This window comes from Enterococcus raffinosus, assembly GCF_001886185.1.
Classification (GTDB): Bacteria; Bacillota; Bacilli; order Lactobacillales; family Enterococcaceae; genus Enterococcus_A; species Enterococcus_A raffinosus.
Map to the genome: position 1 here is coordinate 1 of NZ_JXLA01000018.1, position 23,352 is coordinate 23,352.

A 23,352-nucleotide genomic window follows, 5' to 3' on the forward strand; every position below is an offset into this window, starting at 1 on the left:
TTTTGGTCTAACTTTTGGGGGTCGGCTCAGCACGATGATGAGTATTTTTTCTGGAACCATGATGCTGGCCATTTTTCTACCAAAGACGATCAATGAAGTTCCCGCTCTTACGCTCAATTCAATACTACTTATATTGATAATGGGGATCTTTTCGAGCGCTGTCGCGTACGTTTCATGGACAAAGGCCTTTGAAGTAGCAGAAAATGCAGCATCCGTTAGCAATTATACGTATATAACGCCCTTATTGACCACAGTATTGGGACTAGCTATTGCAAAAGAATCATTAAATCTATCTAAGGTTTTTGGCGGTTTGATTATTTTATCTGGATTACTTTTGTTTAATAGTGGTCAGTTATTTTCAAAAAAAGTAGAAATCAGGCGCTTGAAGATGGAAGAATTAGAAGAAGCAGCCCGCGTAATTCGAGAAAGTTTTGCTACTGTAGCGGATGAATTTGGATTGACTTGCGATAACTGTCCGACCAATGGCGCCTTTACTGAGGCAAAGCATTTGAGAAGCGATTTAGAAAATGGGAATCAGCTGTTTGGTGTCTTTTTCGGAAGGAAAATGATTGTTTTTTTTGAATTGGTTTATAAAGAAAATCAACAAGCAACCCTCGATAAAGTAGGGATTATCCCGGTAGAAAGAGAAAATAAGTACGGTGAATTTATATTAAACAACGCTCGAAGGATTGCCCAAAACGACCAAATGAAACAGATAAACATTGGAATCATTAAAGAAAATAATCGATTAAAAGAGTGGTACCAAAGAAACGGCTACCAAATTGTTTGTAGTGAGAATTTCTCCCACTTACTGTTTGAAGTATTGTATTTACAATTAGATATAATAGAGGAGATAGATAATGGACAAGCAGAGTGCGGTCAATCAAATTAATCTTGAATACCCTGATTTTTTTATTGAGAAAATAGAGTTTCTGGGATCAGGCTTTGATAGTGAAGCTTTTCTAATAAATCAGATCTATGTTTTTAAGTTTCCTCGCCATCAAAAGGCGGCCAAAAATCTTTATAAGGAAGCTTTGATATTGAAGGAAATAAAAGGTCAGGTACCGTTGAAGGTTCGCGACATTTGCTTTGTCGGAGAATCAGATGCATTAAACGAACTACAATTTGTAGGGTATGAAAAAATGGAGGGTGTTCCTCTAGTTGCAGAGATTTTAGCGACATTGACGAAAGAACGGAAGGATAAATTAGCCAAGGAGCTTGCTGCTTTTTTCAAAGCACTTCATGGAATTGATCTGTCAATTACGATCGAGGGACTTGAGGTAGAGAAAAAGAGTAAAGCAAAACATGAATATAAAGTAATTAAGGAAAGTGCATATCCATTTTTGAAGGATTCTGTTAAAAATCAAATTGATAAAGTTTATCAAAGATTACTAAATCAGGAATTTCATGATAAGAATTGCTTGATTCACAATGATTTTGGTGCTAGTAATGTTTACTACGATTTATCAACCAATGAGATTAATGGTGTAATCGATTTCGGTGATAGTGCGATTTATGATCGTGATATGGAATTTGTTTGTTTGATGTATGATTACGAAGAAGGATTCGATCAAGAGTTTGTTCAAAAGTTGATAGATTACTATGGGGTTGATCCCGCTAGTCTGATCAATAAGTTCAATTTTACTGGTTTTTATAATCAACTTGAAAATATCTATTTAGGAAAAGAATTCGAGATGAAGGAACTATTAGACGAAAGTATTCATAGCATTCAAAAGGGCATAGAAGGATATGAAGAGAATATTTTGAAAGAAGATAAAACGAAATATTACCTCTAGTAAACAACTACTAGAGATAATATTATTTCTGACGCGTCGTTTTTTTTGATTCAAAGAGGTACTACCGATTAAATAACAATACTTAAACCGCTAAACATTGCCACTCGTTTAGCGGTTTAAGTATTGTTTTAGTTTTTTTCTTGATCAGAATGTTTTGTTATTTCTTGTAAAAGCTCAATTTGGAGCTGCTGAAGTTCAATAAGAAGTTGCCATTTTGATTCCATCAAGTAGTCAAGTTTTTCATGAAGGAGGTGGATTTCCACTTCAGATTTAACATTTACTTCATAATCGTTGTCTGCTTCGACTCGATCCCGTTCTGTCTGGCGATTTTGACTCATTAAAATTATGGGTGCTTGAATAGCAGCTAGACAAGATAAGGCTAAGTTTAGCAAAATGTATGGAAATTTATCAAAAGGTTCAAAAAATAACGGAAATGTATTTAAAGTAATCCAAGCTGCTAAGACAAGAATGAAGAATATAATAAAGGTCCAGCTTCCACCAAATTTCGCAATGTCATCCGCAACTTTTTGACCAAATGTTTCTTTGTGTTTCAGTTTGTCATTAACATTTTTTATATGAACCTCTTCTGATCGTATTCTATGCTTCAGCTTTTGATTAAACTGCTTTGAAGTAGAACACTCCTTACTTAATAAATGATTCATATATAGAATACGAAAATTTAGCAGTGTCATTCGAGAAATAGTGGAGTGAGTAGTTAATTTGCTATCCATCTGTAAAATGAATTCTTGAAGTTCGACATCTAGACTAGAAATTTGAAAAAATTGATCAGAATGTTTATTCGACAAAAGAATCACCTGCTTTTCTTTTAATCATAGCACTAAGTAGTATGATCTATTTCCAAGATGCTTAAATAATAAAAAAGAAACGATATTGAATGTGACGACAATAGAATATTGGCAGAAAAAGTAAAACTGTATTCCATGAATAGATTACTTTTTCAAACTCTATCGATTTTTCTTTGATATGTCGAATTTTATAACAGCATAACTTGGTATTTTCATATTTTTTTATAATGAGAGTAAAAAATAAAAAAAGTTTCCTTTTTAACGAGCTAGATTGTGCGCTATAAGTGGATTGTTCATTTGTGAAAAGAAAATTTCTGTAAAAAAGTATCGTTTGACAGTCCTAATTTGATTAGTCTATAGTCGAAATAGAAATACATGAGTAAAAGTAAACAAAAGAACCAATTAATTTGCGTATGTTTAGTAAATCAGAAAAATACAGATGGAAACAGGTAGCTTAATACTTTGGATCACATATCATTTAATAGGGCACGAGACTCATTAAAAATGAGAAAATAATAAGTTTTGAATTTTCTCTTTTTCATTACTTGTTATTCTAAGATTTCTCATTCATGATTCCTTGTTTTTAAAAGCTACTAGTTTAGGTTTGGCAAGATATCAACAGTTGTTTTTATGTCTAAATGAATGTTGAACTGTCATTTATTTAAATAGGGCACGAAATTACTACTTGTTTTTCTTTAGTGAAGTTGTTAACATGTGATTGAAGAAAGCGGTTACAATAAATGGAAAATTGCGGGAGAGTGCAGAACAGACTGTCACCGAAGGTATAAGCTGCAAGATTTGCTGATTTTTGTAGTGAACATCTCAGGTAAATGGACCGTAATTGGATAAAACTCTGGAGAGCAGAAATGCGCCGAAGGAGCAACCCCTGAAAGGGGGGAATCTCTCAGGCTAGGAACAGAGGACAACAGCACAAGGTGTTGTTGTCTTCTTTTTTATGTCTAGAAAAGCAGATCGAAGAATAGGATAAATAAAATATTTGTGATTAACGGAACAAAAGGAAGGGATGAGTTAATGAATGTAATAACCAATAATCCAAAAGTAAAAGAAAAAATTGGTAAAAAGTCTTCTATTCATTTTGTGAAAGGCGAATACAGAGATGTGTTAGATGAGGTAAAAAGACAGATTATTGAAGAACACATTTGCTTACTCTCTCATCCATTAAGCGGCAGTATCAAACCCAATGAGACTTACTATATGACGATTTTTACTTCAGAGACCACTTCTCAATATATTGATATTGAGAGTTTAGAATATATTGAATCAGCGATCGAGGTCTACGAAAAATTTATCAAGAATAAGCAGCGGCCTAACTGGTCCTTAGCAGTGCTGCAGGATTTTTCTTTTGTAGATTTTTATATCGCGCAAAGTACGTTGGACAGAATGGGGGTGTCGATCGAGTAGTTCAACGGCTTGCAACCAATTAGAACTGAGGTGAATAAATGAAACTCGAAATTGGAAACATTGAAATCAAAGAAGTAATTTTAGGCGAAGAAGAGAAAATTGAAAATGGCACGTTAACCCTTGATCCGACGAAAATCAAAGAATTGGTTTTAGAAGACGATCGTTTAGCGGACTGTGAAATCGAAATCGCCAAACCGGGTGAGAGTGTTCGTATCACACCAGTAAAAGATGTGATCGAACCAAGATGCAAAGTTGATTCAGAAACAGGGATTTTTCCGGGAGTCATCAATAAAGTGGATGTTGTCGGCAGCGGCCGCACACATGTATTGAAAGGTTGCGGCGTTATGACGGTGGGGAAAATCGTCGGCTTCCAAGAAGGCATCGTGGATATGCAAGGACCTGGTTCTGAGCTGACCCCATTTTCACAATTAATCGAAATTTGTTTAGTTTTGAAACCACAAGCAGAGTTAGATCCTCATTTATATGAAGAAGCGGCTCGTTTAGCTGGACTAAAGGCTGCTGATTACATCGGAAAGCTGGGTAAAAAGGTCGAGCCCGACAACATTGAGACATTTGAAACATTGCCGTTATTAGAACAAATCCAACAATATCCGAATTTGCCAAAAGTTGGATACGTTTACATGCTTCAAACACAGGGCTTATTGCATGACACCTACGTTTATGGGACAGATGCGAAACACATCATTCCTACGATCCTCTATCCAACAGAAGTCATGGATGGGGCAATCATCAGTGGAAACTGTGTGTCTGCATGTGATAAGAACACAACTTACCATCACTTGAATAATCCAGTGATCAAAGATTTGTATAAGCAACATGGGAAGGAAATCAACTTTGTAGGTGTAATTGTCACTAATGAAACAGTTTATTTGAAAGATAAACACCGTTCCAGTGATTTTGTCGCAAAACTGACTGAGTATATTGGCTTAGACGGTGTCATTATCTCGCAGGAAGGCTTTGGAAATCCTGATACGGACTTGATTATGAACTGTAAGAAAGTCGAACAAAAAGGAATAAAAACAGTTATTGTTACAGATGAATATGCAGGAAGAGATGGTGCTAGCCAGTCATTAGCAGATGCCGATAAATTGGCGACTGCAGTGGTTACTGGCGGAAATGCAAATGAAACGATCCAATTACCAAAAATGGATCGTTTAATCGGACAATTAGATTATGTCGATGTGATCGCAGGCGGCTTTGATGGCAGCTTGAAGGATGATGGCACGATTGAAGTTGAAATCCAGGCTATTACCGGTGCAACGAACGAACTTGGTTTTAACAAAATGTCTGCAAAAGGCGTTTAAATCATAATAGGGAGGAAATACTAATGACTTTAGATTTCAAGAACAAAAAAGTCTTAGTGATCGGCGACCGCGACGGTATCCCAGGACAAGCCATTGAAGCTTGTATTGAAGGTACCGGAGCTGACGTAATATTCTCATCTACAGAATGTTTCGTCTGAACGGCCGCTGGGGCAATGGACTTAGAAAATCAACGTAGAGTAAAAGAAGCAGCAGAAAACTTCGGAGCAGAGAATGTTGTTGTTCTGATCGGTGCTGCTGAAGGAGAGGCAGCTGGTTTAGCTGCTGAAACTGTCACAAATGGTGACCCTACGTATGCCGGTCCATTGACCAATGAACAGCTAGGTTTAGCTGTATATCACGCTGTAGAGCCAGAATTTAAAGAGGTTGTCGACCCAGATGTTTTTGAAGAGCAAATCGGCATGATGGAAATGGTTTTAGATGTTGATGACATCATAGAAGAAGTATCGGAAATGAGGAATCAATACGCTAAATACTAACTAGTAAAGGAGCGTCTTATGACTAAGTTTAAAGTTGTTCACTACATCAATCAGTTTTATGCTGGGATTGGTGGTGAAGAAAAGGCGGATATCCAACCATTCTCAGAAGCAAAAGTAGTTGGTCCAGGACTTGCTTTTATGAATTCATTTGGTGATGAAGCAGAAATCATCGGCACCGTTGTGTGTGGCGATAGTTTCTTTAATGAGAACTTGGATAGTGCCAAAAAGGATGTATTAGATCGTATCAAACAATTTGAACCAGATATCGTTATTGCAGGACCTGCGTTTAATGCTGGCAGATATGGAATCGCCTGTGGAGAAGTAGCACAAGCAGTGATGACTGAGTTGGGTGTTCCAGCAGTGACCGGAATGTACGAGGAAAACCCTGGTGTTGAAATGTATAAAAGGGGTGCTTATATTGTGCCAACTAGAAATAGTGCGGCGGGTATGAGAAAAGCGGTTCCTGTTATTGCGAATCTTGCGTTGAAATTGTTGAAGAATGAACAAGTTTCACCAGAAGCGGACAGTTACTTTGTTCGTTATCGAAAGAATTTTCAGGATGAAAAGCGCGGTTCAGCTCGAGCCGTGGATATGCTAGTTCGTAAGTTGAAGGACGAAGCGTTTACGACTGAATATCCGATGCCTGAATTTGATAACGTCGCGCCAGCCACCGCGATAAGTGATCTGTCTAAAGCAAGAATAGCTCTTGTGACTTCTGGTGGAATTGTTCCAAAAGGCAATCCAGACCGTATTGAATCCAGTAGTGCTTCAAAGTATGGAACGTATTCAATTGAAAATGTGGATACTTTGAGCGCTGATTCTTACGAAACGGCTCACGGTGGGTATGACCCTGTTTATGCAAATCAAGATCCAAATCGAGTATTGCCATTAGATATAGTGAGAGAAATGGAAAAAGAAGGTGTGATCGGCAGCCTGCATGATTATTTCTATACGACAGTTGGAAATGGAACTGCTGTTGCTAATGCTAAGAAATATGCGGCTGAAATCGCACAAAAATTAGTCGCTGATGGTGTTGATGCAGTCATTCTGACATCCACCTGAGGAACCTGTACGCGTTGCGGTGCAACGATGGTAAAAGAAATTGAAAAAACAGGATTACCTGTGGTTCACATCTGTACAGTCGTTCCTATCTCGCAAACAGTTGGAGCGAATCGTATCGTTCCAGCCATTGCAATCCCTCACCCATTAGGCAATCCAAGCCTAAGCTTGAAGGAAGAGAAAAAACTTCGCCACGGAATTGTCGAGAAAGCCTTAAAGGCAATGACGACCCCTGTAGACGAACAAACAGTCTTTGATTAATTGATGGTTGCCTGGGTGAGGTTTCACTCAGACAACTTAGAACAGAAGAATATCAAAGCTCAAGAAATTGTTTTCATATTTGTGAGAGGAGCTTAAAGAGATGTACGATGTGATTATTATCGGAGGCGGTCCAGCTGGATTAACAGCTGCTTTATATAATGCAAGGGCACGACTTAAAGTTTTACTTTTAGAAAAAACAAAATTAGGCGGACAAATTGTTTCTACGCATGAAATTGCGAACTTCCCAGGATCAATTAAAACCACGGAAAAAGAAACTTCAGGCCCAGAATTGATTAAACGCATGGCGGATCAAGCCCAGCAGTTTGGTGCTGAAATCCAATTGCGCAAAGAAGTAACTGATTTGGATCTTGAAGGCAGCGTCAAAAAGATTAAGTGTAAGGATGGTAGCGTTTACGAGTCTCATGCAGTTATTTGTGCAAATGGTGCATTTCCAAGAGAAATTGGTTGTGCGGGTGAGCGGGAATTAGCTGGTAAAGGTGTTTCTTATTGTGCAACATGTGATGGTGCCTTTTTCGAAGATATGGAAGTATTTGTCATTGGTGGCGGAAACTCAGCGGTGGAAGAAGCGATGTTCATTACGACATTTGCTTGTAAAGTGACGATTATTCAAAATTTAAGTGATCTGACTGCTGATGCGATTGCTGTTGAACAGGTGAAAGCCAATGACAAGATTGATTATATTTTTGACTCGGTTGTAGAAAGTATTGAAGGCGATGGCATGGTAGAAGCTATGACGATCCGAAATACGAAAACCGATGAAGTAACACGCTTTGAAGCGGATGAAGACGATGGTTTATTTGGTATTTTCGTCTTTATCGGAAACGTACCAAGTACGAAACTTTATGAAGGAAAAATTCCATTAAATGAGTATGGCTATATGATTACCGATGATGCAATGTGTACGAAAGTACCAGGCGTTTTTGCGGCAGGGGATATGCGTCCCAAAGTATTGCGTCAAGTCGTAACGGCTACCGGGGATGGGGCAATCGCTGCCTTCTCAGCGCAAAAATATGTAGAAAAAATCAAAAGGGAGGTACCAACGACATGATCGAACTAACTGTCGATAATTTCAGCGCAGAGGTATTAGAGCAAGAATCACCCGTATTAGTAGATTGGTGGGGAGAAACCTGTGAAAACTGCTTAGCCCTTATGCCAGACGTAGAAGAACTTTATGCACAATACAAGGATAGCATTCGTTTCACCAAATTTAATACGTCACAGAAAAAAGTTCGCCGTTTTTGTATCCAACATAAAATACTTGGTCTGCCGGTTATCTCGATTTATCAAAATGGCGAGAAAGTTGATGAAGTAGCGAAAGATGACTGTACCAAAGAATCTATTGAAGCAATGATTCAGAAATACATTTAGGGAGAATGCCCATGAACTATTCGACTTTACGTGGGGCGAGCTATATTTTGGTTCATACACCAGATATGATCGAACATAATGGCACGACCCAAACAACTGAAAAGATCACGACACCAGATAGTCCATATTTGGCGAACCTGTATGATCACCTGCGCAGTTTTGATGAAGTGGTCAATTATGCACCGAATCAGACATTTATCGGAAACATGAGTTATCAAGAATTAAAAGAAATTCCACAACCATGGGTCAATCAACCAATTGAAGGTACGCGTGAAGGCAAATTCGGCGAGATTATGCCGGAATTGGAATTTTATGGCTTGTTGCAGATTGTTGATGTATTTGAGTTAGTCCATTTGGAGGAAAACTTTGCTTTAAAGGTTCGCGAGGCGTTAAGCAGTCATCCTTTGTTTAAACAGGATGTGGAAAAAATTAAAGAAGGAAAAACTCTTGAATGGATTAAAAAGGATATAGCCGAAAATCATGGAGAAGGCCTGTATTATGAGCGTGAATTGGTTGGCTGCGTAAGTCCTGCTCATCAAATTGATGTGAATCTCAATGCCCATGTAATGCTGGAAAATTTGGTAGTTAAGGCAAGCGGTGTGTTCGCGTTACGTCAATTAATCGACAAGCACCAGCTTGATCCAAAAGAAATTGATTATGTGATCGAATGTAGTGAGGAAGCTTGCGGAGATATGAATCAGCGAGGCGGCGGAAACTTCGCCAAATCAATCGCCGAATTATGCGGATGTGAACATGCGACCGGTTCAGATATACGAAGTTTTTGTGCTGGACCAACCCATGCCTTAATTACAGCCGCTTCTCTTGTTGCGGCAGGAACGCACAAAAATGTAGTTTTAGTGGCTGGCGGAGCGACTGCTAAATTAGGAATGAACGGAAAATCCCATGTTGGAAAAGGATTTCCCATTTTAGAAGATGTTCTAGGCGGTTTTGCGGCTTTAATCAGCGAAAATGATGGAATCCATCCGATTTTGCGTCATGATTTGACTGGAAAACATGAAGTTGGCAGCGGATCGAGTCCGCAAGCGGTCACCACTGCCTTGATCGCTAGTGTTTTAGAAAAAGCACAGTTAACGATCAAAGATATTGACGTCTATTCTGTTGAAATGCAAAATCCCGATATCACTAAACCGGCTGGTGCTGGGGATGTCCCGTTGGCCAATCTGAAAATGATTGGGGCAATCGGGGTGTTACGTAAAGATATTGAGAAAAAAGAACTGATGGCCTTTGTTAACGAAAAAGCCCTTGTCGGTTGGGCACCAACCCAAGGTCATATTCCAAGCGGCATTCCGTATTTGGGTTTTGCGGCAGAGGACTTAGCCAGCGGCAACAAAAATCGTGCGATGATTGTTGGGAAAGGTTCACTTTTCTTAGGACGGATGACGAATTTATTTGATGGCGTATCGATTTTACTCGATCGAAACAACGGTAAGTCTTCAGAAGAAAATCAGCAAGATCTAGAAGAACTGGTGAAACGTGAAGTTGCGCAGGCATTGAGAAGTTTTGCTGCCAATCTTTCAGTAGAATAGAGGTGAGTCAATGTCTGATCAAGTAAAACAAACAGTAAAAAAAGTTTTTGAGGATTTAGCGACTAGTTTAGAAACCGGTCGAATGGAGTCGAGAATCAAGATTGGTTTGACCATCGATGGCAGCGAACTTGGCATGGATGTAATGAAGCAGGCAGCGTTAGCTATCAAGAAAAAGAATCTCTTTGATTTAGTCTTGATTGGCAGCAATGTTGATTGGGCAACTGATTTTGACCATTATTCGACCGCAGATTGTCAAAAAGAAGCGGCTGATTTAATGGAGGAACTGTTAGATAGCGGAGAACTCCAAGGCTGTGTAACGTTGCATTATAATTTTCCGATCGGCGTTTCTACGGTTGGGAAAGTAGTCACGCCTGCATTGGGACGTGAACTTTTTATCGCGACCACAACTGGGACAACAAGCGGCAATCGAAATGAAGCGATGGTGTTGAATGCAATTAATGGTATCGCTGTAGCGAAAGCTTGCGGTATCCAGCAACCGTCAATCGGTATTTTAAATATTGAAGGTGCGAAAACGGTTGAACGCTCATTAAATGAACTGCAAGAAAATGGCTACGAACTTACTTTTGGCGAAAGCCAACGAGAAGATGGCGGAAAAGTTCTACGTGGCAATGATTTACTGATGGGGAGTGTCGATGTTGTTGTTTGTGATAGTCTGACTGGAAATATTTTGATGAAGCTTTTCTCAGCTTACTCGAGCGGTGGAAATTATGAAACTTTAGGAGCAGGTTATGGTCCAGGAATAGGTTGTAATTATGATCGCAATATTTGTATTATTTCTCGTGCTAGTGGGGCACCGGTGATTGCTAATGCATTGGAATATGCCTATGAGTTGGCCAAAGGCAAGCTTGCAAAAATCAGTTATACAGAATATCAAAAAGCGGATCAAGCAGGCTTGAAGCAAATTTGTGCTGACTTAACTGCGACACCAGCAACGGAAAAGCAAGAAGTTGAACCGCCGGCTAAAGAAATCGTAACGAGTGAGATCGCAGGAATCGAGATCATGGAATTAGACGATGCAGTGAAGGCTCTGTGGGCTGCTAATATTTATGCCGAAAGTGGAATGGGCTGTACTGGTCCAATCGTGTTAGTCAATGAAAAAAATGTACAAGCTGCACAGGATGAATTAAAAAAAGCGAATTATTTATAAACGGAAGCCAGCTCAATCAATGGGCTGGTTTTTTATTGCTCAATGCGAGAAACAATGGTCGAAGAACCAAAGTCAAAGCATAAAAATATCGGCGACCTGAAGTGAGACTGTGAAAGAAGTAGTCTGCTTAAAAAAATAAGGAGAAATTTGCCAAAATTACTTCTCGAATTTTTGCGGAATTTCAGCACATTTACTAAGAAGCGGCTATTTCTTTTTTGTCGAATCAAAAAATCTCACAACATTTCGAAGCGATGGGTTGCAACCTCAATGAGACGATTAAGATTTAAATGATTCTAAAGAATTACTTTTTGTAAAAAAGTTGAATTCTCCTTGACTCTCCAGTTGCGGAAGACTTTAGACTAGAAAGGTAAGGGGGGAATCAGATGAAACCACTAAGATTAATCGGTCTCACACAAAACAATCTGCAGGATCTCTCATTGGAGATCAAAAAGAACCAGCTGATTGTGTTTACAGGCGTGTCAGGTTCAGGAAAGTCCAGTTTGGTCTTTGACACGATTGCTGCAGAAGCGCAGCGACAAATGAATGCCAACTACTCTGCATTCGTACGGAACCGGATGCCCAAGTTCCTCAAACCGAAAGCGGAGCGAATCGAAAATCTGAATCCAGCGATCGTCATCGATCAAACTCCGCTTGGCGGAAATCAACGTTCTACGGTTGGAACGATTACTGAAACCTATTCGTTGCTTCGTTTATTATACTCGCGAATCGGTCAGCCTCACATTGGATCTGCCAGTCAATTTTCTTTTAATCATCCTCAAGGTATGTGTTTAAAATGTTCTGGATTAGGACGTGTTAATCAAATCAATTTGGACAAATTGATTGATCGGGAAAAATCTTGGAACCAGGGTGCTGTTATGGATACCAGATATGCAGTCGGCAATTGGTACTGGAAACAGTATGCTGCCGCTGATTTTTTTGACAATGATCAACCATTAAAAGAATTGACTACTGCTCAGTGGAATCAATTAATCTATGGGCATCCAGATCAAGAGCCAACACCGGTGAATCCAAAACTAGAAGGAATCTGTAGGAATTACGAACGGATTATTTTGAAACGCGACTTATCAGGCCACAGTAAAATGTATGAGGATAAGATGAAAGAATTACTTTTTGAAGCACCTTGTCCTGACTGTGAAGGGCAACGATTAAACAAAGAAACGTTATCAGTAAAAATCAACGACTGTTCGATTGCTGATTGTGTAGCGATGGATATGAACGATCTGCTTCATTTTCTAGATGAGCTGTACTATCCAGAAGTAAAGGAAGTAATTGATGAACTTAAGCGTCAAGTTCAACGTCTGATTGATATCGGATTGGATTATCTCCAGTTGGATCGGCAGACACCAAGCTTATCAGGTGGGGAAGCGCAGCGAGTAAAATTAGTGAAGTATATGGGTAGTGCCTTGAATGGGCTGTTTTACATTTTTGATGAACCGAGTACTGGAATGCATGCTCGCGACGTTTCACGCATCAATCGACTTCTGCAAGATTTGCGAGATAAGGAAAATACAGTATTTGTCGTGGAACACGACCCTGATGTGATCGCGGTCGCTGATGAAGTGATTGATATCGGACCACTAGCTGGAAAACAAGGTGGGGAAATCGTTTTTCGAGGAGAGTATTCAGCGCTTCTTCGGTCAGATAGTTTAACTGGGAAGGAAATCTGCCAAAGCCTACCAATCAATACCCATCCCCGTAAGTGGCATGAGAAAATGACCATCAAAGAGGCCAACTTGCATAATCTAAAGAATGTGACTGTAGATATTCCTAAACACGTTCTAACAGTGGTGACTGGCGTAGCTGGCTCTGGAAAGTCAACGCTGATTACAAAAGTTCTGCCAGAACAATTTCCAAACGAACTATCTATCATTAATCAAGCGCCAATCAAAGCAACTAACCGAGCGACACCAGCGACATATCTTGGAATCTATGATGAGATTCGCCGAACCTTTGCTAAAGCGAATCATGTTCCAGTTGGTATGTTCAGTTTCAATTCAACGGGGGCTTGTCCGGCATGTCACGGAAAAGGAGAGACGACAGTGGAACTGGTATTCATGGATCCAATCGTGAATGAATGTGAAGCTTGTGGCGGGACGCGCTTCTCTGATGAAGCATTGAGTTATCGTTTGAAAGGATCCACAATTTTAGACGTGCTGGCAATGACACCCAAAGAGCTGCAAGACTTCTATTGCGGTATCGGTAGTAAAAAAATGAACGATAAGCTGCAGGCGATGATTGATACTGGGTTAACGTATCTACCGATCGGACGTACCTTGACCACACTCTCTGGCGGGGAACGACAAAGACTAAAATTAACCAAGGCGATCACGCAAAATGAAACTGTTTTTATTCTTGATGAACCGACGACTGGACTGCATCTATCAGACATCAAAAAGTTAAACGGGCTGTTTCAACGGATGGTGGATAAAGGAAACACATTGATTATCATTGAACATCATAGTGAAATCATTAAGCAAGCCGATTGGATTATTGATATCGGACCAGAGGGCGGTGTGAAGGGCGGCAACGTTGTTTTCAGCGGTGTTCCTGAAGATTTATTAGAAAGCGGAACGATTACGGGTGAGTATTTGAAGAAAAGTAGTGAACAAATCGAGCATGCGATCTCCTGCTAATTCAGCAGGAGATTTTTTAACGCCATCTCACCTGGAGATTTTCAAAATATGAAGGACGTTAGATTAATTTATAGTAGAAAATATTAATAAAAAGAATTGTTTAGATTAATTATTATTTAAAGGCGAAAAGCTCAACAGAGAGTAGGCTCGCTGGCTTTTCTTTCATTTTTTTAAAAGTTGTTGGATAGGTCTTGTCGTCTAAATGACGGGATTTTTTGTTATACTTAAAGGGGGATGATTGTGATGGATCGATTAAAAAACATCTGTTGCTATGCACCCATGATGGTGTATGCAACACCAGAAGTAGAAGCAAAGGTAGATAAGTTATGTTTAGAAATGGTCACATTAGCGACAAAAGGCTGGAGTGTGGACCAGTTATATTATCATGTGTTGAAACATGGCAGTGAGATTGAAGGTGCTGATATGGTGTTGACGGCTGATACTAAAGGATTAGTCATTATCTTCAAGCCAGAGCAAGAGGGGCAGGAGGTGGAAGATTATGTCAGTGAATACGTTTAACTTAAGTATCATTCATCAAAAGATGTGTGATGAGTTTATTGCCGATATATGGATATTCGCTATCCAAAAATGCATGGATTTGCGTGAGGCATTCGTTGCAGCCAGAAAAGATGATCAGCTACAATACTTTTACAAATTGATTGATGAAAATGATGAAATGTCTTTATATGTACATGAAGAATTAGGACTAGATTGCTAGTCCTTTTTTTTGATTTTTTTCGGAAGATAAATATGAGTATACTATAGATAATGAAAAGTTTTGATGTTGCTTATGCCCCGATTAAAGGAGAAAATTTTTATGAGTAAAACGCTCAGATTGCTCTTTCCCCAGTGGCAGGGAGGAAACAACCCAAATTATTATTTTGGTTCTGAACTATTGAGTCATATCGTTCCGCAAGGCAGTCAAGCCGAAATGGTGCGAGTCTCCGTTTACAAGGAGCCTTCACAAGAATTACCGCTTGAACATGGCGTAATCGGTGAAAGCGGATTGTTGAAACAACTGGCAGAAGCGGCTAGGATTTTGGAAGAAAAAGCACCGGAAAAAGTTATCACACTAGGCGGAGATTGTTCGATATCACAGGCACCATTTGATTACTTACATGGGAAATACCCTAATACATTAGGAATTCTTTGGATAGATGCTCACTCTGATATGTCCACGATTAATGACAGCAATCGTGAACATATGATGGTTCTAGGTAATTTATTAGGACATGGCGCACCACAATTTGCGGAAAAAGTTCAGCATCCCTTTAAAGTAGAGCAAGTGATGCTAGCTGGCTTGAAATATGAAGAACTTCGACCCTGCGACCATCAAGTCAATGAGTTACAGATGAATTACCTGACACCCGACAAATTGGCAGCCGATAGTCAAGCGTTGGTCGGTTGGATCAATCAGAACCACATTAAACAGTTAGCGATTCATTTTGATTTGGATGTCCTGTCCCCGCAGGATTTTCGTTCGACTCATCCAGGGAAACCTCATCTAGCAATTGATAAATTTCCTGCACCAGTTGGCACAATGACACTAGATCAAATCACGCGAATCATTCACGATGTTTCTGAAAAGGCTGAAATCGTTGGATTTAGCATTGGGGAACATCTACCGTGGGATGCGATTAACTTGCGGAATGCATTGGCGAGTGTGGAAATATTTAGGGAATAGAAAAAACAGCCAGCAGGTGCTGGCTGTTTGAAACGTTGTAACCATCGTCAACAATGATCATCATTATTGACGATCTCATATTTAATTCCATCTGGATCGTTAAAGAAGAGAGCATAATAGTTTGGTCCATGTTGTGGAAAAATTTGCGGCTTATCTAAGATTTCAGCGCCAAGACCACGCGCTATTTGATACATTCGATCGACTTCGTTTCTAGAGGAGGCTCTAAAAGCAATATGATGAACCGCACCGGGCTTTCTTCTGTGCACAGTTTGATCTTCAAATTGACTTAATGCTGAACAGATACCAAAATCATAGGAACTGTCGAGATATTCAATGACCTGCATATCCAGCTCTTCCAAATAAACATTGATTTTTTTGTTTAAATCAAAACCCAAAGCTTCCATTAATCCATCGTAAAAGGCTTCTACTTTATTAACATCTTTCACCGTTACCTGCAAATGATCGACTTTCATTGGTAATGCCATCATTCTTCCCCCATTCTAGTAAAACCAGTTATATTTTCCAGTAAGTAGTGCCATCCACCGTACGACCTAAAATTCCATATTCAATGAGGTAGCGTCTGATCGTTACATAATCATCGAACATTTTCGAAATAATCGTATTGATTTCTTTTTCTGTATATTGTTTTTCAGGAACAAAGTTTTCTGCCAGTTTTTGAATCAGAATAATCCGCTTTTTTTCTTTTTTCGGGATTTGAGTGGCTTTCCCATTAGCATCAAGAAAAACGCTGAAGACTTTGTCTCTTTCTTTTTTGCTGGATACAAACCGTTCATCGGAATCGATTAAGGAGTTTGCGATAAAATCACTTTGTTCCTTTTCGTCGATCAATTCCAATAAGGCCAAAAGAATTTTTGCCTGACGTTTCTTTTCTTTAAATTTGAAACGATGATTTCTTACTGCAGATGTCGTAATGTTCAGTTGATTGGCTATTTCCTGATCCTCGAATCCTTTGGAAAACAGAGTCAAAAAGTTCTTTTGTGTCTCGCTTAAGCCGGTTTGATTCTTATCAAGAGTCAGCAGTGCATCAAAAGGCCCATTGTGTTCGTGTTTTAAATGATAGATCATCGCGCCTTCCGCTCGTGCTAATTGGCTGTTTGATTCGCTGATGGGGTAGACGAAACGATCGTCAAACGTTTGATCACAATACAGACACTGAAAAAGAAATTCCCCTTTTTTGGCATAGCCTTTTTTTATTTCCTTGATTGTTAATTCACTCTCCATACGATCTCCTCCTGTATATATGCTAACATAATTAAAAAATGTTTGCAAATTTGGTTGCAAATTTAAAATTGTTGCTACTGGTCTATGATTCACTTTTTCTTGACCTTCACGCAACGTCAACCATTATCATATAAGCAAGGAGGTTAGATCATGAATAAGATAAATGTTACGATGATTGATTCGTTGTCTTTTTACAAAAGATGTCTGAAAGAAAAGGTAGATGAAAATGCTTTTCGGTATGAAATCATGCAGCCGTTTGAACCAATGTGGCGGTACTTAAACGCACCGCTTACTCCAAAAACACCTGGTGGATATGATGTAGTGATGGCTTCAGAGATGTTAGGCATTTGGACTCCGCGAAAAAGTGTTGATCAAATTCAAACAAAAATAGATCTGTTAGAGAAGACGAAGATTTTTTCCGAGTATAAGCAAGTGATTGCTAATGGTGCGCAACTTTTTAGTGACATTGGTTATGATATTCCTGTGAATGATTTTACTGTCGCTGTTTTATTGGGAGATTCAGACAATAGTGTATTGATGGCGAGTGAAGGATACAGTGGCTTTGGTGGGATACCAGGTTTTATGTTTTTGATTGTTGTACCAAATGAGTTTAATCGAACGCGTTTAAAATCTGCATTAGCACATGAGTTTAATCATAATGTGCGATTTACTTATGAACCATTTAATCATGGTGATGTAAGTGTTGAGGATTATTTGGTGATTGAGGGATTAGCAGAAGTTTTCGCTGAGGAATTATATGGAGTTGAATCCCGTGGCCCTTGGGTACAAGACTACGATAAGGAGAAGATGGATTATACGATTGAAGTAATGAAGGATGGTCGTGAAGCACGTGGTTTTGATCAAGTCTCGGCTTATATGTATGGGGATGAAGTCGCTAAGGAGCAGGGGTACGCGCCTGTTGGACTTTCAAGAAATGCTGGCTACACAGTTGGATACCATCTCGTAAAAGCCTATTTGAAAAATACTGGGAAATCAATTGCGGAGGCGACATTAACTCCGAGCCGAACGCTTGTTAAAGAATCAAAAATATTTGAATAGAATCAAATAAGCCCATTTTTCTTGGGCTTATAGACTAATAATAGGTTTTTCTAATAATCATTGTTTTGGGTTTTTATTAAGTATTCACGAATGCCATTTTCATCCTCTTGTTGATAAGAATAGTCAAAATGGTTTGCAGTAAATACTGCCAAAGTATGGAATAACTCACACGCAACAAACATAGCACACCAAATATTCTCCGTCTCGGTATTTGAATAAGTGGCACAATACTGTTCATACAAATCTTTCGGTAAAAAACGTTTATAGTATTTACCCATTTTTCCAGAGGACACACTAAAACTATTTTTAATGCCGATAAACCAATCAATCATGTCATGAAGCTCTTTTCGAACGACAGTATTATACATCATCAGAGCGTAAGGAAGTTGGTCGCGTGCAATTCCTTTGGCAACATTTTGTAAACACCACCAAAAATTATTACAACACGATTCAAATTCAATTTTGGTTGGAGGTGTTATGAGGTAGTCCTTGTCTGAGGCGGGTGGAAAGGCTGGTAGCAGATCATCCTTATCAAGCAAAGGTACTGTCAGACTATCCTTACTAAAGGATTCAAGTAGTGGAATCGGAATAAGAGTCAAATCAAGTCGATTGCCATCAGAAAAGAGCATCATCCAATTAAAGTGTCCTAATCCACTGGGGGAGCGCATTGTTTCAGGCGTTTGCAGAATCAAACGTTCTCCGAAACTATCGATCCATTCAGGATCCCTTTTGAAGGATTCGAGTTCTGTTACTACATAGACAATATCATAATCTTGATAGATATCTGTTGGGACGTTCTTATTGGCACGAGAACCATTTAAAAATACCGCGCGAATGCGATCGTCTTTTTTTGCTGTTTCGAGGATAATGTGGTACATTTCTTTTTCGCTTCTCATGAGGAATCATTCCTTTCGGAAACTATCTTTTTTTAGTATACCAAGTTTTATAAAGAAAGTAGGATGCTTTATTAAATACACAGAAGTTTAATTTAGTCGGCATTTTTTACAAGAAGAGTATGCTATACTTTTAGTAATTGAATGACACTAGGGGTGCTTTTGAAGCTGAGATTATACCCATTGAACCTGAAGCAGTTAGGACTGACGCAGGGAATGTGTAATGGTTTATAAATTTGTACCCGATCGCTTTTTTGTGGTCGGGCTTTCTTATGTATGAATTTCCAAACATAAAAGCCTCCTTTTCATTCTAAATAGGGATAAAGGAGGTTTTTTGTTGCGTTAGAGAAAAAATGTCACTTTTATAGTTTAAGTTGGATGCTGTTTAATCATTTTTTGAAAAGGAGAAATTAAATGACGTTTACGAAGTTAGCAAGAGAAGAAGCGGCAGTATTTTGGGATGGAAGCTTTTCGCATCCGTTTATTCAATCGTTAGCAGCAGGAGATTTAGCCCCAGAGATTTTTCGCTATTATTTACTGCAAGATCGGTACTATCTTGAACATTTCAGTAAGCTTTACCATTATATTGCTGAGCAAACTGATGATAAAGAAATTCAGGCTCAGTTAAACGAAAATGCCAAGAATCTTGAATTGGGTGAGCTAGCAATCCGAGGTGAATTTTTCACTGAATTAGCTATTACTGAAAAGGAGATAGCCGAAACGCCGATAGCCCCAACAGCGTATAATTACGTTTCACATATGTACCGACAGCTGATTGATGGTACACCAAAGACAGCTATTGCTGGAATGTTACCTTGCGCATGGTTATATCAGGAGATTGGTGTACGCTTAATTGAGATGGGTTCTCCCAACCCGTTATATCAGCGATGGATTAAGACATATGCAGGGGAAGAAGCTGTGCAAGGAATTGAAAAGGAGCGTGCACTGTTAGATCGTTTATATCAAGAAAGCGGAAAAGATGAGCAGCGAAAAATGATGGAAGCATTCGTTATTAGCAGTAAAATGGAGTATGATTTTTGGGAAATGGCTCTCACTTTAGAAAAATGGTGATAGCAAAACTCGGGATCGTTCATAGTGAACGGTCTTTTTTGTTTGAAAACGATTGACAGACATTCTTTGTGTTCTATAAAACAAAAATTAACACTTGCATTATTAGGAGGGACTAACAATGGTTTCGGGAGCAGAAATGGTTGTAAAAGCATTTATCCAAGAGAATGTTGAGGTATTTTTGCTTATCCTGGTGGACAGGCAATTGATTCATTTGATGCCCTTTATTAATGGGTTAAATTGAAAGAACACCTGAGTAATCATCCTTTTATGAAATAAGGACAATCATTCAGGTGCTTTTTAATCCATTTTTATTCTCTTTAAATACTTACTTAAAGATTTCAATAGAATCTTCGCTTTTTTAGGATTATTTCCATTTGTTGTTATGGCGATCCCGAAATCTCTTTCCTTCATGAATGCCATATTAAAAAAATTACTGTTGTCTTGATTCGTTGTATCGTTTACGAGTTGACGTGGGGTGGTTTCATTTAAAATCGCATGATTGACCGCGTCATTATCTGTACAAATAAAAATAACTTGAAAATTACTAGTATCTCCGTATTGAAAAGATCGTTCGCGCAATAAGACTGTACCGTTCTTTTTTCATTTAATAAGGTGTCTGAGAAGCTTGGTGAAATAACTGTTGGTTTCGCTCCCGCCTCGATCAATGCAGACACTTTTCTAGTGGCTATTTTCCCACCGCCAACAACGAGAATTGAGAATTGTTTAATATCAACTAAAATTGGATACATTCTTCTAGCTCCTTAGCAATCTAATTATAGTGAGTGCTTATCGTTATTTTGTTGAGAGAGAGTCGTTAGACGTTTCTTTTGCTCCAAGCGAAAATAAATAAAATTTGAAAGAAGGCCAAAGAAGACAGGCCCCAACAGTAAAGTAGAAAAATTTACGTAATTCCCTAATTTAAGAGGTTCATAAATTTGAAAAGCAATGGCTACAAATATACATATGCAGACACTGATAGAAAGCGAGTAATTAAGACCGCTATTTTTAATCAATAAAGTTTCCTTTGAAATAATTTTCTTTTTTAAAGAAAAAGGAAAGCTGGCAGCAACAATAAAGTAAGGGATTGCTCGGGAAACGTTTGTCATATAGGTCAATTGATTAAATAATTCAGACAGAAAAGTATTGCTGAATGAGAGTAGTCCGATAAACAGGGAGATAAGGATTGCCTGAATCCACAACGCATTTTCTGGCATATCGTTCTCATTTAAAGCAGAGAACCTTGGCCAAAAGAACTTAGGCGTACTTTTGATCAAACTCTTTAATGGACCATAACTGATGGAACTAAGCAGACTCAAATAGGCAAGACCCATAGTCAGTGCAGTATAGCGAATAAAAAGCTGAACCAATAAATGCGTGTGGTCTGCGGATAGCTTAAAGACGGTGCCTAATGATAGAGCCAACTGCTCCATGACGCCATACATTAGATTTCCAAGATGCAAAGAAGTTGTACCTCGAATGGTGCCAATGTTATTTGCACAACTCCACAGGATAATGCCACTGACATAGAGTAGCAATACAACAAATGAACTGATGATAACTGCTCGAGGAAACCTCTTGCGGCTTTTTTTTGTCTTATCAGCAAGACTAGCAATAGTATCCAGTCCACCGAAAGCTGTGATCGAAAAAATAAAGAAGGGCAGTTGAGATAATAGTCGGTTTGAAGAACCTTGAAAAAAGCTAGTAACAGATAGGCTATGATTGATATTTCCAATTACTTGTTCAGGATTTTTAGTAATTAGCAATAAGTTGCCAATAGTAGAAAGGAGTAAAAGCCCTACCATGGCATACCCGCTAATGTGTAGAAATCTGAAGATAACTTGAAATCCTCGTTTGTTCATCCAGGTAATAAATAGTACCGAAAAAATTGAAAACACGGCTAGCCAAATTTGTGGCGAAATACCTAGCCAATCGATTGTGCCAGTAATATCTTTTCCGAAAATAAGGATAGAAATTGGAATCAACAGTTTCATAAATAGGCTGATCATCCAAATAAAGTAACTACTATACCAAAGGAAGACAGTGGTGAAGGCTGCCTTAGGAGATAGAGACTCTTTTAACCAATCATATATTGCTCCCGAACGATGAGCATATTTTTTGGTATATTGAGCAACAATCAGCGCATAAGGGATAAAGTAAAATAACGCGCTGATAAAAAACCAAATAAGTGATTGACTTCCCAGCATAAAGAAAGCAGAGATCATGCTGGAAAATGAATACACAGTAGTGGTAATGATCAAAATTAAATTCTGAGAAGCGTTCTCTTTTTTCATCATCTGCTCCTAGCGTCCTTTTCTCCTATCTTATTTTCTTTCAAAAAAAAAGACAAGATGACTTAGGATGGTAAAAAATTGTTTGTTCATAAAAATGAGAGAATGGAAATTGACTAAAAGCTTGTTAAATCAACATTTATCATTCATCTGGTAGAGTCAATAACAATATCTTGCTTTGTTTTTACGAGAAATAACAAATTTTGGCTCAACTTACTTGATCAAATTGAATTTTGTTAATTTGTAAATGAGACTTTAATAAATTCCGTTCAATAAAAGGAACTAAAGGATGATGTAGTAGGGATTAGGCTGGTATTTTATTATAATATTTTGCCCATTCGCTATAAAAAATAGCACAATGCGGCTGAGTTCCCTTGAAAGAACCAGTATCTATGTAAACGTTTGCTATAATAAATGAAAACTAAATAAAGTAATCACTGTGTAAGGGAATGAGGTGAGAATCCTCAACAGCCCCTTTCTACTGTATATGCGGATGAACTCTCAACAGCCACTCTTCGGGAAGGCGAGATAGTAAGGAGATGCAAAGTCAGGATACCTTATATAGAGATTAAGAAATAATTGGATTGGGAAGGTTATTTTGCTGGTTGTCTGTATCTTTTTTGGACAAATAAAACACGGCGAGACCACTTTCGGTCTCGCCGTGTTTATTTTTAAGGAGGGAATTATGATGAAGTACTCTACAAAGAAATTAGCAACATTAGCAATACTCTTGGCTCTCTGTGTGATCGGTGCAAATATCAAAATTCTAGGTTCCATTGCCCTGGATTCTTTTCCAGCCTTTATTGGTGCGATTATTCTTGGACCTGTTGCAGGCGCATTTTTAGGATTTTTCGGACACATGATTTCTGCCTTACTATCTGGTTTTCCAAATACGCTGCCGATCCATTTGATTATTGCGATCTTGATGGCAGTCTGCATGTTTTTCTATAGCTGGACGCGTAAAAAATTGTCAAAAAATAAAGTGGTTGCATCGATTGTTTCTATGTTAGTAGGTTATACGATCAATGTACCCCTTGATTTGTTATTACTTTACCCACTAATGGGTCCGGTTGTTTTTATGCTTTTTGTCCCTTTAACACTTGCCACAGTAGTTAACTTGTGCTTATCCGAGGTTGTTATTTTAGGCATTCCACAAAAATATAAAGAAGCAATTTTTCTAAAATAAAGAAG

The 23,352-nt window shown here is 38.6% G+C and carries 25 protein-coding genes and 4 riboswitches; of the genes, 18 read left to right on the plus strand and 7 right to left on the minus strand.

The window, feature by feature from the left end; all coding sequences use genetic code 11:
* Positions 1–892 (plus strand): DMT family transporter (locus RV13_RS11005; RefSeq protein ID WP_071875961.1); only part of this gene is annotated, 892 nt, incomplete at its 5' end.
* Positions 861–1,796, plus strand: a complete 936-nt coding sequence (locus RV13_RS11010) for a phosphotransferase family protein (RefSeq protein WP_010744543.1) — start codon at positions 861–863, stop codon at positions 1,794–1,796. The genes RV13_RS11005 and RV13_RS11010, both read left to right, overlap by 32 nt.
* 128 nt (positions 1,797–1,924) lie before the next feature.
* Here the strand turns inward: RV13_RS11010 and RV13_RS11015 are convergent, their stop codons facing one another.
* Complete coding sequence (locus RV13_RS11015; protein WP_010744544.1) at positions 1,925–2,602, minus strand: DUF1003 domain-containing protein; 678 nt, start codon at positions 2,600–2,602, stop codon at positions 1,925–1,927.
* Between the two features lie 741 nt (positions 2,603–3,343).
* Positions 3,344–3,450, plus strand: a riboswitch (glycine riboswitch).
* A gap of 3 nt (positions 3,451–3,453) precedes the next feature.
* Positions 3,454–3,523: riboswitch (glycine riboswitch) on the plus strand.
* Positions 3,524–3,634: 111 nt separating this feature from the next.
* On the opposite strand from RV13_RS11015, the gene RV13_RS11020 reads away from it, so the two are divergent.
* From RV13_RS11020 to RV13_RS11085, 12 genes are all read left to right on the plus strand, one after another.
* Positions 3,635–4,024 (plus strand): GrdX family protein, encoded by a 390-nt coding sequence (locus tag RV13_RS11020; RefSeq protein WP_010744545.1) that lies wholly within the window; start codon positions 3,635–3,637, stop codon positions 4,022–4,024.
* 38 nt (positions 4,025–4,062) lie between these two features.
* Positions 4,063–5,349 (plus strand): glycine/sarcosine/betaine reductase component B subunit, encoded by a 1,287-nt coding sequence (locus RV13_RS11025; protein ID WP_010744546.1) that lies wholly within the window; start codon positions 4,063–4,065, stop codon positions 5,347–5,349.
* Positions 5,350–5,372: 23 nt separating this feature from the next.
* Positions 5,373–5,846 (plus strand): glycine/sarcosine/betaine reductase complex selenoprotein A, encoded by a 474-nt coding sequence (grdA, locus tag RV13_RS11035; protein WP_081630575.1) that lies wholly within the window; start codon positions 5,373–5,375, stop codon positions 5,844–5,846.
* Between the two features lie 18 nt (positions 5,847–5,864).
* Positions 5,865–7,166 (plus strand): glycine reductase complex selenoprotein B, encoded by a 1,302-nt coding sequence (gene grdB, locus RV13_RS11040; RefSeq protein ID WP_081630576.1) that lies wholly within the window; start codon positions 5,865–5,867, stop codon positions 7,164–7,166.
* Between the two features lie 100 nt (positions 7,167–7,266).
* Entirely contained in the window at positions 7,267–8,235 is a 969-nt protein-coding gene (locus RV13_RS11050; RefSeq protein WP_010744551.1) for an NAD(P)/FAD-dependent oxidoreductase, read from the plus strand.
* Complete coding sequence (gene trxA / locus RV13_RS11055) at positions 8,232–8,555, plus strand: thioredoxin TrxA (protein WP_010744552.1); 324 nt, start codon at positions 8,232–8,234, stop codon at positions 8,553–8,555. The genes RV13_RS11050 and trxA overlap by 4 nt, the downstream gene beginning before the upstream one ends.
* 11 nt (positions 8,556–8,566) lie before the next feature.
* Positions 8,567–10,102 carry a glycine/sarcosine/betaine reductase complex component C subunit beta gene (grdC, locus tag RV13_RS11060; RefSeq protein WP_010744553.1) on the plus strand — a complete coding sequence of 512 codons (1,536 nt, stop codon included), beginning with the start codon at positions 8,567–8,569 and terminating at the stop codon, positions 10,100–10,102.
* Positions 10,103–10,112: 10 nt separating this feature from the next.
* On the plus strand, positions 10,113–11,270 hold the full coding sequence (gene grdD, locus RV13_RS11065) for a glycine/sarcosine/betaine reductase complex component C subunit alpha (protein WP_010744554.1): 1,158 nt from the start codon (positions 10,113–10,115) through the stop codon (positions 11,268–11,270).
* A 383-nt stretch (positions 11,271–11,653) separates the two neighbouring features.
* The gene (locus RV13_RS11070) at positions 11,654–13,924 is read left to right on the plus strand and encodes an ATP-binding cassette domain-containing protein (protein ID WP_010744555.1); all 2,271 of its coding nucleotides are present in this window, start codon (positions 11,654–11,656) and stop codon (positions 13,922–13,924) included.
* Positions 13,925–14,167: 243 nt separating this feature from the next.
* Positions 14,168–14,443 (plus strand): hypothetical protein, encoded by a 276-nt coding sequence (locus RV13_RS11075; protein ID WP_010744556.1) that lies wholly within the window; start codon positions 14,168–14,170, stop codon positions 14,441–14,443.
* Entirely contained in the window at positions 14,424–14,642 is a 219-nt protein-coding gene (locus RV13_RS11080) for a hypothetical protein (RefSeq protein WP_010744557.1), read from the plus strand. Before RV13_RS11075 ends, RV13_RS11080 begins: the two co-directional genes overlap by 20 nt.
* A gap of 99 nt (positions 14,643–14,741) precedes the next feature.
* Positions 14,742–15,608, plus strand: a complete 867-nt coding sequence (locus tag RV13_RS11085) for an arginase family protein (RefSeq protein WP_010744558.1) — start codon at positions 14,742–14,744, stop codon at positions 15,606–15,608.
* A gap of 47 nt (positions 15,609–15,655) precedes the next feature.
* On the opposite strand, the gene RV13_RS11090 is transcribed toward RV13_RS11085, so the two are convergent.
* Both RV13_RS11090 and RV13_RS11095 read right to left on the minus strand, forming a co-directional pair.
* Complete coding sequence (locus RV13_RS11090; protein ID WP_010744559.1) at positions 15,656–16,093, minus strand: VOC family protein; 438 nt, start codon at positions 16,091–16,093, stop codon at positions 15,656–15,658.
* 28 nt (positions 16,094–16,121) lie between these two features.
* Positions 16,122–16,850: a DUF2087 domain-containing protein gene (locus RV13_RS11095; RefSeq protein ID WP_010744560.1), complete on the minus strand. Its 729-nt coding sequence runs from the start codon at positions 16,848–16,850 to the stop codon at positions 16,122–16,124.
* Positions 16,851–17,000: 150 nt separating this feature from the next.
* Here RV13_RS11095 and RV13_RS11100 point away from each other — a divergent pair, with 150 nt between their 5' ends.
* Positions 17,001–17,909: a DUF2268 domain-containing putative Zn-dependent protease gene (locus tag RV13_RS11100; RefSeq protein WP_010744561.1), complete on the plus strand. Its 909-nt coding sequence runs from the start codon at positions 17,001–17,003 to the stop codon at positions 17,907–17,909.
* A gap of 50 nt (positions 17,910–17,959) precedes the next feature.
* Here RV13_RS11100 and RV13_RS11105 read toward each other — a convergent pair whose 3' ends face one another.
* Positions 17,960–18,805, minus strand: coding sequence for an aminoglycoside 6-adenylyltransferase (locus RV13_RS11105; RefSeq protein ID WP_010744562.1), 846 nt, complete (start codon positions 18,803–18,805; stop codon positions 17,960–17,962).
* A 139-nt stretch (positions 18,806–18,944) separates the two neighbouring features.
* Positions 18,945–19,036, plus strand: a riboswitch (TPP riboswitch).
* Positions 19,037–19,216: 180 nt separating this feature from the next.
* On the opposite strand from RV13_RS11105, the gene tenA reads away from it, so the two are divergent.
* Both tenA and RV13_RS21540 read left to right on the plus strand, forming a co-directional pair.
* A complete protein-coding gene (tenA, locus tag RV13_RS11110) occupies positions 19,217–19,873 on the plus strand; it encodes a thiaminase II (RefSeq protein WP_010744563.1) in 657 nt (218 codons plus the stop codon).
* Between the two features lie 118 nt (positions 19,874–19,991).
* The gene (locus RV13_RS21540) at positions 19,992–20,114 is read left to right on the plus strand and encodes a hypothetical protein (protein ID WP_010744564.1); all 123 of its coding nucleotides are present in this window, start codon (positions 19,992–19,994) and stop codon (positions 20,112–20,114) included.
* A gap of 56 nt (positions 20,115–20,170) precedes the next feature.
* Here RV13_RS21540 and RV13_RS21370 read toward each other — a convergent pair whose 3' ends face one another.
* The 3 genes from RV13_RS21370 to RV13_RS11120 are packed head-to-tail and all read right to left on the minus strand — an operon-like array spanning position 20,171 to position 22,167.
* Positions 20,171–20,452: an NAD(P)-dependent oxidoreductase gene (locus RV13_RS21370; RefSeq protein ID WP_231371784.1), complete on the minus strand. Its 282-nt coding sequence runs from the start codon at positions 20,450–20,452 to the stop codon at positions 20,171–20,173.
* Positions 20,359–20,622, minus strand: coding sequence for a precorrin-2 dehydrogenase/sirohydrochlorin ferrochelatase family protein (locus tag RV13_RS21375; RefSeq protein WP_010744565.1), 264 nt, complete (start codon positions 20,620–20,622; stop codon positions 20,359–20,361). The genes RV13_RS21370 and RV13_RS21375 overlap by 94 nt, the downstream gene beginning before the upstream one ends.
* Before the next feature lie 24 nt (positions 20,623–20,646).
* Positions 20,647–22,167, minus strand: a complete 1,521-nt coding sequence (locus RV13_RS11120; protein ID WP_231371785.1) for an amino acid permease — start codon at positions 22,165–22,167, stop codon at positions 20,647–20,649.
* A 401-nt stretch (positions 22,168–22,568) separates the two neighbouring features.
* A riboswitch (cobalamin riboswitch) is annotated at positions 22,569–22,739 on the plus strand.
* 107 nt (positions 22,740–22,846) lie between these two features.
* Between RV13_RS11120 and RV13_RS11125 the strand changes: the two genes are divergently transcribed.
* The gene (locus RV13_RS11125; protein WP_028020557.1) at positions 22,847–23,347 is read left to right on the plus strand and encodes an ECF transporter S component; all 501 of its coding nucleotides are present in this window, start codon (positions 22,847–22,849) and stop codon (positions 23,345–23,347) included.
* Positions 23,348–23,352 lie beyond the last annotated feature (5 nt).